This is a genomic window from Pseudomonas sp. GW456-12-1-14-TSB6 (assembly GCF_059424205.1).
Genome location: NZ_JBWKZE010000005.1, coordinates 98861 through 110911, shown reverse-complemented (window position 1 = coordinate 110911; position 12051 = coordinate 98861). Strand labels below are relative to the sequence as shown.

Annotated in this window: 10 protein-coding genes; 6 read left to right on the top strand and 4 right to left on the bottom strand. The window is 60.1% G+C overall.

Translation table 11 applies throughout. The features are described from left to right. Both AC07Y2_RS06285 and AC07Y2_RS06280 read right to left on the bottom strand, forming a co-directional pair. The gene (locus AC07Y2_RS06285; protein WP_103385642.1) at positions 1-261 is read right to left on the bottom strand and encodes a hypothetical protein; all 261 of its coding nucleotides are present in this window, start codon (positions 259-261) and stop codon (positions 1-3) included. Positions 262-528: 267 nt separating this feature from the next. Beyond that, positions 529-2112 carry a peptide chain release factor 3 gene (locus AC07Y2_RS06280; RefSeq protein ID WP_011332431.1) on the bottom strand — a complete coding sequence of 528 codons (1584 nt, stop codon included), beginning with the start codon at positions 2110-2112 and terminating at the stop codon, positions 529-531. Positions 2113-2467: 355 nt separating this feature from the next. Here AC07Y2_RS06280 and AC07Y2_RS06275 point away from each other — a divergent pair, with 355 nt between their 5' ends. From AC07Y2_RS06275 to AC07Y2_RS06255, 5 genes are all read left to right on the top strand, one after another. Beyond that, positions 2468-3157, top strand: coding sequence for an ABC transporter permease (locus AC07Y2_RS06275; RefSeq protein ID WP_172829515.1), 690 nt, complete (start codon positions 2468-2470; stop codon positions 3155-3157). Between the two features lie 20 nt (positions 3158-3177). After that, positions 3178-4071: a glycine betaine ABC transporter substrate-binding protein gene (locus tag AC07Y2_RS06270; RefSeq protein ID WP_103385641.1), complete on the top strand. Its 894-nt coding sequence runs from the start codon at positions 3178-3180 to the stop codon at positions 4069-4071. A 13-nt stretch (positions 4072-4084) separates the two neighbouring features. Further along, complete coding sequence (locus AC07Y2_RS06265) at positions 4085-4738, top strand: ABC transporter permease (protein WP_007953690.1); 654 nt, start codon at positions 4085-4087, stop codon at positions 4736-4738. Then, the gene (locus AC07Y2_RS06260; protein WP_039769215.1) at positions 4735-5889 is read left to right on the top strand and encodes an osmoprotectant ABC transporter ATP-binding protein OsmV; all 1155 of its coding nucleotides are present in this window, start codon (positions 4735-4737) and stop codon (positions 5887-5889) included. Before AC07Y2_RS06265 ends, AC07Y2_RS06260 begins: the two co-directional genes overlap by 4 nt. An 859-nt stretch (positions 5890-6748) precedes the next feature. Beyond that, on the top strand, positions 6749-7912 hold the full coding sequence (locus AC07Y2_RS06255; RefSeq protein WP_007953693.1) for a type III PLP-dependent enzyme: 1164 nt from the start codon (positions 6749-6751) through the stop codon (positions 7910-7912). 60 nt (positions 7913-7972) lie between these two features. Here AC07Y2_RS06255 and AC07Y2_RS06250 read toward each other — a convergent pair whose 3' ends face one another. Both AC07Y2_RS06250 and AC07Y2_RS06245 read right to left on the bottom strand, forming a co-directional pair. After that, positions 7973-8731, bottom strand: a complete 759-nt coding sequence (locus AC07Y2_RS06250) for a tetratricopeptide repeat protein (protein ID WP_254778457.1) — start codon at positions 8729-8731, stop codon at positions 7973-7975. Beyond that, positions 8732-9412: a Fe2+-dependent dioxygenase gene (locus tag AC07Y2_RS06245; protein ID WP_103385640.1), complete on the bottom strand. Its 681-nt coding sequence runs from the start codon at positions 9410-9412 to the stop codon at positions 8732-8734. 207 nt (positions 9413-9619) lie between these two features. Here AC07Y2_RS06245 and AC07Y2_RS06240 point away from each other — a divergent pair, with 207 nt between their 5' ends. Next, positions 9620-11941 carry a TonB-dependent receptor gene (locus AC07Y2_RS06240; protein ID WP_039769206.1) on the top strand — a complete coding sequence of 774 codons (2322 nt, stop codon included), beginning with the start codon at positions 9620-9622 and terminating at the stop codon, positions 11939-11941. Positions 11942-12051: the final 110 nt, after the last annotated feature.

Here is a 12051-nt window from a genome sequence, read left to right as displayed (position 1 = left end):
CTAAGTTTGGCTGTCGCCCTCATCCGGATCATCGGTGTCCGGCTCATCGGTGGTCGAGTCGTCATCGTCGGCGCTGCCACCCTGGCCCTTATCGCCCGGCTCGGACTCGGACTTGGCCAGCATCAGCGTGCTGTGCCCCACCTGCCCGCTGGACGCCTGGGTATCGTGATCCTCGCACTCGGCCCAGGCCGTCGCGGTGCCGAGGGACAGCATCACCATCACTTTCAACAGCAGCAAAATCCGTAGCAACCTGCTTTTCATAGCCGAGTCCATCCTGTTCCAAGTGAGAAATTCATGCTGACCTGACGCTGATTGAAATCTAGTTCCGATCCGCCGGGTTCACCAGATAGGACGCTAACCAATGCCCGGAAATGCCATGCGTGGACAGACCGCTTTCGAATAACGCTTATAACCGGATCGGCTAAGCGAGATCGCTTCTCCCGATCGCTTGCTGAGCAACCTATCTACAGCCAATAAAAAGCCCCCGAGGCTTTTGCATCGGGGGCTTTGGATGGAGCAGTTCAGCGCTTAGTGATGCTCGCGCGTCGCACGGAATTTCACGTCCGGCCAGCGCTCTTCCATCAGGGCCAGGTTGACCCGGGTCGGCGCGAGGTAGGTCAGGTGACCGCCGCCGTCCAGTGCCAGGTTTTCCACGGCCTTGTTGGAGAATTCCTCGAGCTTCTTCTTGTCGCTGCATTCGATCCAGCGCGCGGAGTACACGGTGATCGGCTCGTAGGAGCACTCGACCTTGTATTCCTCTTTCAGGCGGCTGGCGACCACATCGAACTGCAGCACACCGACGGCGCCGAGGATGATGTCGTTGCTGCGCTCCGGGAAGAACACCTGGGTCGCGCCTTCTTCGGCGAGCTGTTGCAGGCCCTGACGCAGTTGCTTGGATTTCAGCGGGTCGCGCAGGCGTACGCGGCGGAACAGTTCCGGGGCGAAGTGCGGGATACCGGTGAAGCCCAGGGTTTCGCCTTCGCTGAAGGTGTCGCCGATCTGGATCGTGCCGTGGTTGTGCAGACCGATGATGTCGCCGGCGTACGCTTCTTCCAGCTGTTCACGCTCGGAGGAGAAGAACGTCAGGGCGTCGCCGATGCGCACGTCCTTGCCGGTACGCACATGACGCATCTTCATGCCTTTCTCGTACTTGCCGGAGCAGATACGCATGAAGGCGATACGGTCGCGATGTTTCGGGTCCATGTTCGCCTGGATCTTGAAGATGAAGCCCGAGAACTTCTCTTCCACCGGCTCCACGGTGCGCTCGTTGGCTACGCGTGGCAGCGGGCGCGGGGCCCAGTCGACCACGGCGTCGAGTACGTGGTCGACACCGAAGTTGCCCAGTGCAGTACCGAAGAACACCGGGGTCAGTTGACCGTCGAGGAACTCCTGCTGGTTGAACTCGTGGCAGGCGCCCTGCACCAGTTCCAGCTGTTCGAGGAAACGCTCGTACTCATCGCCCAGGTGTGCGCGGGCTTCGTCGGAGTCGAGCTTCTCGATGATCTTGGTTTCGGTGCGTTCGTGACCGTGACCGGCGGTGTAGACAATGATGTAGTCGTCCGCCAGGTGGTACACGCCCTTGAAGTCGCGGTAGCAACCGATCGGCCAGGTGATCGGCGCAGCCTTGATCTTCAGGACGGCTTCGATCTCGTCGAGCAGTTCGATCGGGTCGCGGATGTCACGGTCGAGTTTGTTGATGAAGCTGACGATAGGCGTGTCACGCAGACGGCAGACGTCCATCAGCGCGATGGTCCGTGGCTCTACACCTTTACCGCCGTCGAGAACCATCAGGGCCGAGTCCACCGCAGTCAGGGTGCGGTAGGTGTCTTCGGAGAAGTCTTCGTGGCCCGGGGTGTCGAGCAGGTTGATCATGTGTTCGCGATACGGGAACTGCATGACCGACGTGGTGATCGAGATGCCCCGCTGCTTTTCCATCTCCATCCAGTCGGATGTCGCGTGGCGGTCGGATTTACGGGATTTCACCGTACCGGCCACGGCAATCGCCTTGCCCATCAGCAAGAGCTTTTCGGTGATGGTGGTTTTACCGGCATCGGGGTGGGAAATAATGGCGAAAGTGCGGCGTTTCGCGACTTCGGCGGCCTGTCTGGTCATGGGAAATCGCCTGGCGGTGATTCAAAAAAGGGCGGCGATTATAGCCCAACTCGATTCAATAACCGAACCGTTGAGCACATTAAGGGTGGCCAAATGCTGCCTCGGATGGGAACCTTTTAAAGCACGGAGACGTCCATCCCCTGTTACGACAATTCGTCAGGGGCTGAAAAATCAGCAAGTTAGCCTGACGAGGCTGCGCTCATGGCTCGCTTTCAGACCGCTTTTGCCGGACTGAAAAAAAGCTGCTTCTCGCGAACACTGACTCCGGCAGCCAGGCATGGCATGCCACACGGAGCAGCGGTCGCCGACTAAAAAAAGGAGTCCGCCTGTGGCTATCCGCTATGGCAAAGGGCTGATGGGAGGTGCGGTGGTGATCGCGCTCCTGGCCCTGCTGGTCCACTGGATCGGCATCAACACGATCGAACACTACCGCGACGATTTGTTGTTTTACCTGCAAGCTCATCTGATTCTCGTCCTCGCCTCAATGCTGGCCGCCCTTGTCGTGGGCCTCCCCGCCGGTATCTTCCTGAGCCGCCCGACCATGGTCGGCCGCGCCGAACGCTTCATGCAGATCTTCAACATCGGCAACACCGTGCCGCCGCTGGCCGTGCTGGCGATTGCCCTGGGGATTCTCGGCATCGGCAGCGGTCCGGCGATCTTCGCTTTGTTCCTCGCCTCGCTGTTGCCGATTGTGCGCAACACCTATGAAGGCCTGAAAAACGTCCAGGGCTCGCTGAAAGAAGCCGCCGTCGGGATCGGCATGACTCCGCGCCAGGTGCTGTGGAAAGTCGAGTTGCCCAACGCCGTGCCGATCATCGTCGGCGGTGTGCGGGTGGCGCTGGCGATCAACGTCGGTACCGCGCCGCTGGCCTTCCTGATCGGCGCCAACAGCCTCGGCAGCCTGATCTTCCCCGGCATCGCCCTGAACAATCAGCCGCAACTGCTGCTCGGCGCCGCGTGCACTGCGCTGCTGGCCCTGCTGCTCGATGGCGTGGTCACCCTCGCCAGCCGTCTCTGGCTGGAACGCGGTTTGCGCCCGTCTTGAGGCTTTGCGAAGGAATATTTATGAAAAGACTTAGTTTGATTCTGGGCTGCGTGCTGCTCTTCGCAGGCATCGCCCAAGCCGCCGACAAACCGGTGATTCGCCTCGGCGCCCGGGTATTCACCGAGCAGACCCTGCTCGCGGAAATCACCGCGCAATACCTGCGCAGCAAAGGCTACGACGCGCAGATCACCGGTGGTCTGGGCAGTAACCTGGCCCGCAGCGCCCACGAAACCGGGCAACTGGACATGCTCTGGGAATACACCGGTGTGTCGCTGGTGGCCTACAACCACGTCACCGAAAAACTCGACAGTGCACAGTCCTACGCCCGGGTCAAAGAACTCGATGCGAAGAAAGGCCTGGTCTGGCTCACGCCGTCGAAATTCAGCAACACCTACGCCCTCGCCCTGCCGAAGACCGTGGCCGAGGAATATCCGCAGATCCACACCATCAGCCAGTTGAACGAAGTGCTGCGCGCTGAAGCCAAAACCAATCATCTGGTGGCGCTGGACACCGAGTTCGCCAACCGCTCCGACGGTCTGGACGGCATGGTCAAGCTCTACGACATGAACCTGACCCGCCAGAACATCCGGCAGATGGACGCAGGGCTGGTGTACACCGCGCTACGTAACGGGCAGGTGTTTGCCGGTCTGGTCTACACCACCGACGGTCGTCTCAACGCCTTCGGCCTGAAGTTGCTGGAAGACGACAAGCACTACTTCCCGGACTACACCGCTGCGCCAGTGGTGCGTCAGGCCTACCTCGACGCGCACCCGCAACTGGCGGAGCAACTCAAGCCGCTGGCCGAACTGTTCGACGATGAAACCATGCGCCAGCTCAACGCGCGGGTCGATGTCGATCACGAGAGCCCGTCGAAAGTCGCTGCCGATTTCCTGCGCCAGCACCCACTGAATTAAAGGAGGAAAAGTCATGGAATTTTTGAACGCCTTTTCCCACCTCGACTGGCAGCAGGTGATGCACCTGACCTGGCAGCACATCACCCTGGTCGGCATCGCCGTCAGCCTGGCGATTCTTATCGGCGTGCCGCTGGGCATTTTGATGACGCGCTTCCCGAGCCTCGCCGGTCCCTTGCAGGCCAGCGCCACGGTGTTGCTGACCGTGCCGTCGATTGCGTTGTTCGGCCTGCTGCTGCCGTTCTATTCGAAATTCGGCCAGGGCCTCGGCCCGATGCCGGCGATCACCGCCGTGTTCCTGTATTCACTGCTGCCGATCATGCGCAACACCTACCTCGCCCTGACCGGCGTCGAACCGGGTATTCGCGAGGCCGCACGCGGCATCGGCATGACCTTCGGCCAGCGCCTGCGCATGGTCGAGTTGCCGATCGCCGTGCCGGTGATCCTCGCCGGCGTACGCACTGCCGTGGTGATGAACATCGGTGTGATGACCATTGCCGCGACCATCGGCGCCGGCGGCCTCGGCGTGCTGATCCTCGCCTCCATCAGCCGCAGCGACATGTCGATGCTCATCGTCGGCGCGCTGCTGGTCAGTCTTCTGGCGATCTTCGCCGACCTCATTTTGCAGTGGCTGCAACGTTCGCTGACTCCAAAAGGACTCCTCAAATGATCGAACTTCAAAACCTCAGCAAGACCTTCCAAAGCAACGGCAAAGATGTGAAAGCCGTGGACTCGGTAAGCCTGACCGTCAATGAAGGCGAAATCTGTGTGTTCCTCGGGCCATCGGGTTGCGGCAAAAGCACCACGCTGAAAATGATCAACCGCCTGATCAAGCCGACCTCGGGCAAGATCCTGATCAACGGCGAAGACACCACCGACCTCGACGAAGTGACCCTGCGCCGCAACATCGGCTACGTGATCCAGCAGATCGGTCTGTTCCCGAACATGACTATCGAAGAGAACATCGTGGTGGTGCCGAAACTGCTCGGCTGGGACAAACAAAAATGCCACGACCGCGCCCGCGAACTGATGAGCATGATCAAGCTTGAGCCCAAGCAGTATCTGCATCGCTACCCCCGCGAACTGTCCGGCGGCCAGCAGCAACGGATCGGCGTGATCCGTGCGCTGGCGGCGGATGCACCGCTGCTGCTGATGGACGAACCGTTCGGCGCGGTCGACCCGATCAACCGCGAGATGATCCAGAACGAATTCTTCGAGATGCAGCGGGCGCTGAACAAGACCGTGATCATGGTCAGCCACGACATCGACGAAGCGATCAAGCTCGGCGACAAGATCGCGATCTTCCGCGCCGGCAAGTTGCTGCAGATCGATCATCCGGACACCCTGCTCGCTCATCCGGCGGACGACTTTGTCAGCAACTTCGTCGGTCAGGACAGCACCCTCAAACGTCTGCTGCTGGTCAAAGCCGAAGACGCCGCGGACAACGCGCCGTCGGTGAGCCCGGAAACCCCGGTGGCCGATGCGCTGGAGTTGATGGACGAGCATGACCGTCGTTATGTCGTCGTCACTGACGCGGAGAACAAGGCTCTGGGTTATGTGCGCCGTCGCGACCTGCACCGTCAGACCGGCACCTGTGCGCAATTCCTCCGCGAGTTCAACGCCACCGCTGCCTACGACGAGCATTTGCGCATTCTGTTGTCGCGCATGTACGAGTTCAATCGCTCATGGCTGCCAGTGATGGATGCCGAGCGTGTGTTCCTTGGCGAGGTCACCCAGGAGTCGATTGCGGCTTACCTGAGTTCGGGCCGTTCGCGCGGAATGAAGACCAATATCGTGTCACCGGCCGAAGCGGTGGCCTGATCAAATGCAAAAGGGCTGTTCGACAGCCCTTTTTTTCGACCGCCGGAATCTGAAAGCCGTGATTATTTTGCCGACTATGAGCCGGCAAGAAATATCAACACGTCAGAAGGTTGAACCCGCCCGAAGATCTCTGCCTCAACCAGCAACTTCCCTCGCACCTCCCCTTCTCGCCGCCAACGTCGCCGATGTTGAAGTGAACGCACTTATCTGAGACTTGGCACACATCAGCGTCGAACGTGCAGGTATTTTTAACACCTGAAAATTATTGCGGAACATCTGCCCGTCATCTCGGTCGGGTACAAAGAGTGATATCCGCGACGTACGTCAGAAGCGTGCAAAAACGCGACATTTTTAGTTGATCTCAGGCCCCTCACGCCCTAAAGTTCGCGCCGAACGTCCATGCTGGAAACGATCCATCCGGCTCAAGTACTGACGACGAGACAGCAAGGCCAAGGGAAAGAAAGACTACATTTCCCATGGCCTTTTTGCTTTCGGCGACATGCCTTGGGAAGTAGGCGAACCAAAGTGGGGATACGGAGGACGTTCAGGAGGGTGTGTCATCAATGAATTCACGAGTGCGCCGGGTCTGCTTTTGCGCAGGGCAAGGCGCGAGGCCCGCAGTTTGGTTGTTCCAAATAAGGGACGAGCAACGCAGCCCTGCGCAAAAGCAGGCCCGGCCCTTCGGGTTGTGCCTGAGCGCGCGCCATGCTGCGTTGCAGGCCTTGCGAAGGGAGCAACCATTAGCTGCGGCCTGCGCCTTGCCTGGCACGCGCTCAGGCACAACGCACTCGCGAATTCATTGATGACACACCCTCGCACCCATTGATTAACTTTGTTTGCCAGTAGGAGAGTTCCCAGCATGTCGATCCAGGTCGAAGACTATTTCGCGCGCGAAACCTTTCAGAAAATGAAGGCGTTCGCCGACAAACAGGAAACCCCGTTCGTAGTGATCGACACCGCGATGATCGCCCAGGCCTATGACGACCTGCGCGCCGGTTTCGAATTCGCCAAGGTCTACTACGCGGTCAAGGCCAACCCGGCCGTCGAGATCATCGATCTGCTCAAAGAGAAAGGTTCGAGCTTCGACATCGCCTCGATCTATGAGCTGGACAAAGTGCTGAGCCGTGGCGTCAGCGCGGACCAGATCAGCTACGGCAACACCATCAAGAAGTCCAAGGACATTCGCTACTTCTATGAGAAGGGCGTGCGCCTGTTCGCCACCGACTCGGAAGCCGACCTGCGCAACATCGCCAAGGCTGCACCGGGCGCCAAAGTCTATGTGCGCATCCTGACTGAAGGCTCGACCACGGCCGACTGGCCACTGTCGCGCAAATTCGGCTGCCAGACCGATATGGCCATGGACCTGCTGATCCTCGCCCGCGACCTGGGTCTGGTGCCATACGGCATCTCGTTCCACGTCGGTTCGCAACAGCGCGACATCAGCGTCTGGGACGCGGCGATCGCCAAGGTCAAAGTGATCTTCGAGCGCCTGAAAGAAGAAGACGGCATCCATCTCAAGCTGATCAACATGGGCGGTGGCTTCCCGGCCAACTACATCACCCGCACCAACAGCCTGGAAACCTACGCCGAAGAAATCATCCGCTTCCTCAAGGAAGACTTCGGTGATGACCTGCCGGAAATCATTCTGGAGCCGGGCCGTTCGCTGATCGCCAACGCTGGCATCCTGGTCAGCGAAGTGGTGCTGGTCGCGCGTAAATCCCGCACCGCCGTCGAGCGTTGGGTTTACACCGATGTGGGCAAATTCTCGGGCCTGATCGAAACCATGGACGAAGCGATCAAGTTCCCGATCTGGACCGAGAAGAAAGGCGAGATGGAAGAAGTCGTGATCGCCGGCCCGACCTGCGACAGCGCCGACATCATGTACGAGAACTACAAGTACGGTCTGCCGCTGAACCTGGCGATCGGTGATCGCCTGTACTGGCTGTCGACCGGTGCGTACACCACCAGTTACAGCGCGGTAGAGTTCAACGGCTTCCCGCCGCTGAAATCGTTCTACGTGTAAGCGATGCTGGCGTAATGCAAAAAGCCCATGACGTGTCATGGGCTTTTTTATGGCTGCGATTCAGGTGTTCTGTAACTCGGTGCAACGGTGAGCGTAGGCCTGCGCCAGCGCCTGGATTCGCGGATCGGTTGCGCTCGCCAGCGTCTGGCTGGCCACGCGCAGAAAATTCAGGTTGCCGCCGGCCAGCGCTTTCTCCAGCCAGACCAACGCCTCATCAACGCGCCCCTCAGCCGCCAACACCGCCGCGTAGCTGAACTGCCCACGAAAATCCCCGCCTTCGGCCGAACGTCGATACCAGTCACGGGCCGCTGCCGGATTCGCCGGGCACACTTGCCCCTCTTCCAGATAACGCCCGAGCAGGTTCATCGACTTGGCATGCCCGGACTCTGCCGCGCGCTGATACAGCGCCATGGCCTGAAGATGATCGACCGCAACACCGCGCCCGGTTGCCAGCAGGTTGGCCAGGTTATACATCGCCCAATCCAGCCCGGCATCCGCTGCAACGCGATATTGCTGGGCGGCAATCGCTGCGTCGGCCACACAACCCCATCCGTGCTCATGGCAGCGACCGAGCATGTTACGCGCCATCAGATGACCTTGCCCTGCGGCGATTTCAAACCAGCGCAAGGCCAGCGGCTGATCCTGAGCAATCCCGTGACCATCGAGCAGGATCTGCCCAAGCAGCGCCTGCGCTTCCAGCACGCCCTCACCCGCCGCGATCAGAATCGCCTGAGCCGCGCGGGCAGGGCTTTCTTCGAGCATGGCCGTGAGGCGTTCGCCGTCGAGGACTTCTTCGCGGCGCAAACGAAAGTCCGCCACTTATACCTCGACCCAGCGACGCAGCAGGTTGTGATAGGTGCCGGTGAGGCGGATCAGCGAAGGGTGATCGGGCATGTCCTGGGTAAGCAGCTGGATCGCACCGTCCATCTCGAACAGCAACGCGCGTTGGCTGTCCTCGCGCACCAGGCTTTGAGTCCAGAAGAACGAGGCATAGCGCGCACCGCGAGTCACCGCGTTGACCTTGTGCAGGCTGGTGCCGGGGTACAGCACCATATCGCCGGCGGGCAGTTTTACCCGCTGGGTGCCGAAGGTGTCCTGGATTTCCAGCTCGCCGCCGTCGTAGTCCTCGGGTTCGCTGAAGAACAGCGTGGCCGACAGATCAGTGCGTACCCGTTCGATGCTGCCCTTGGGCTGGCGTACGGCATTGTCGATGTGAAAATCGAAACTGCCACCCGCCGTGTAGCAGTTGAGTAACGGCGGAAATACCTTGTGCGGCAGCGCGGCAGACATGAACAACGGATTTTTCCACAGCCGTTCGAGCATCGCCGCGCCGATTTCCTTGGCCAGCGGATGGCCTTCGGGCAGTTGCAGATTGTGCTTGGCCTTGGCCGATTGATAGCCGGCGGTGATCTTGCCATCGGCCCAGTCCGCTTGTTCCAGCGCCTCGCGAATGCGCTGCACTTCGTCTTTCTCGAACAGCGCGGGGATGTGCAGGAGCATGGCGACGTCACCAGATGGCAAAAGGATGCCAATGGTATTGATTCTTATTGACTGTGTAAAACCCGCTAGACGAATGAACTGGTAAAAACCGTAAGGTTAAATTGTAAAGAATGTAAATTTGTCGCGAATAGTAATATTTCGCAATTGATACGAATACCTGTTTACCCTATATTCCGCCGCCTCAAATCCTTGGGGAGGGGAATAAAAATGGCACGTCAACCAGCACAAGTACCGGTCAGTTCACCACGTCTGCTCGCTTCCGCCATCGGCGTGGCGATCACCGCCGGCTCCGCAGGCCACATGGTGTTCGCCGCCGAAAAAACCGACAGCAAAGCCACCGGCAATGCCATCGCCCTGGACGCCACCGCCATCACCGGCGAAGCCCAGGACTCGACCTCCTACCAGGTCGAGAAAGCCTCCTCGCCCAAGTACACCGCGCCGCTGGTTGATACCCCGCGTTCGGTCACCGTTATCCCGCAACAAGTGCTGAAAGACACCGGCGCCCTGAACATGCAGGATGCGCTGCGCACCGTACCGGGCATCACCTTCGGTGCCGGTGAAGGCGGCAACCCGCAGGGCGACCGTCCGTTCATCCGTGGTTTCGACGCCCAGGGCGACACCTACCTCGACGGCGTGCGCGACACCGGCTCCCAGAGCCGCGAAATCTTCGCCGTGGAAAACATCGAAGTCAGCAAGGGCCCGAACTCCGCCATCGGCGGTCGCGGCGCAGCCGGCGGCAGCATCAACCTGGTGAGCAAGAAAGCCCACTTGGGCAACTCGTTCGACGGTGGCTTCACCTGGGGCTCCGACCAGACCCAGCGCTACACCATGGATGGCAACTACCAGTTCAGCGACACCGCTGCCGGCCGTCTGAACCTGATGAGCCACGAGAGCAACGTCGCCGGTCGCGACAAGGTCGACTACGACCGCTGGGGCATCGCGCCGTCCCTGGCCTTCGGCCTGGGCACCGACACTCGCGTCAACCTCGATTACTACCATCTCGAAAGCAACGACACCCCGGATTCGGGCATCCCTTACACCATCCCGGCCGGTGGCTCGGCGGCGCGCACCAAGTCCAGCCCGGACAAACCGTACGCCGGCGGCGATCACAGCAATTTCTACGGTCTGGACCGCGACTTCCGCAAGGGCCGCACCGACACCGCGACCTTCGCCATCGAGCATGACCTGAGCGACTCGCTGACGATCAAGAACACCCTGCGTCACGGCACCAGCATGCAGGATTACATCCTGACCCAGCCGGACGACAGCAAGGGCAACGTGAACAACGGCAGCGTCTGGCGTCGTGCGAACACTCGTGTGAGCAACACCGAGACCACCACCAACCAGACCGATCTGTTCGGCAACTTCTACGTTGCCGGCTTCAAGAACAGCTTCTCCACCGGTGTCGAGTACACCCGTGAGGAAAGCAGCAAATCCTCGTACAACGTCAACACCGACACCACGCCGCGCACCTCGGCCGTGACCACCAACTGCAACCCGGGTCTGATCGGCGCCGCCAGCGGCTACAACTGCACCTCGCTGTCGAACCCGACGCCGAACGATCCGTGGAACGGCGCCATTTCGCGCAACTACGCCGGCACCGACACCCAGTCCGATACCTACGCACTGTATGCGTTCGACACCCTCGAGCTGTCCGAGCAATGGCTGGTGAACATGGGCCTGCGTTACGACCACTTCGAAACCGGCTACAAGACTTACACCAACGCTGGCCGCACCACCTCCAAGGGTTCGGACACCAGCGAGTTCGTCACCGGTCAGTTCGGCATCGTCTACAAACCGGCAGAGAACGGCAGCATCTATGCGTCCTACGCCACCTCCGCCACTCCGCCGGGCAACACCCTGGGTGAAGGTCAGGAAGGCAACCCGCTGGGCGGCACGCCGGATCGCAATGGCAACCTGCTCAAGAGCGACATGGAGCCGGAAACCACCAAGAACTACGAAGTCGGTACCAAGTGGGATCTGCTGAACGATCGCCTGTCGCTGACCGCCGACATCTTCCGCACCGAGAAAGAAAACGCGCGTGTCCAGGTCGATACCACCTCGTACGAAAACGCCGGCAAGACTCGTGTACAAGGTATCGAGTTGTCCGCCAGCGGCAAGATCACCGACAAGTGGCAAGTGTTCGCCGGCTACGCCTACATGGACAGCGAACAGGTGGACGGTGGTGACCTGCCGGCCAACAAGGCCAACAACGGTAACGAGTTGCCCAACACGCCGAAGAACAGCGCCAGCCTGTGGACCACTTACCAGGTCACGCCGAAGCTGACCATCGGTGGCGGTGCGTTCTATGTGGATGACGTATTCGGCAACGTGGCCAACACCACCATGGTCGATTCCTACGTTCGCTACGACGCGATGGCGGCGTACAAGCTGAGCAAGAACGTCGACCTGCAACTGAACGTGCAGAACCTGACCAACGAGACCTACTACGACAAGGCCTTCTCGACCCACTTCGCCAATCAGGCGGCGGGCCGTACGGCATTGCTGAGCACCAACTTCCACTTCTGATCGAAGCGGGAAGTACCGAGCCCCGTTCATTCATTTGAGCGGGGCTTTTGTGCGTAATAAAGAACGTTTCTCGATAGGCCACGGCATAATGCACGCCGTGAACACAACCT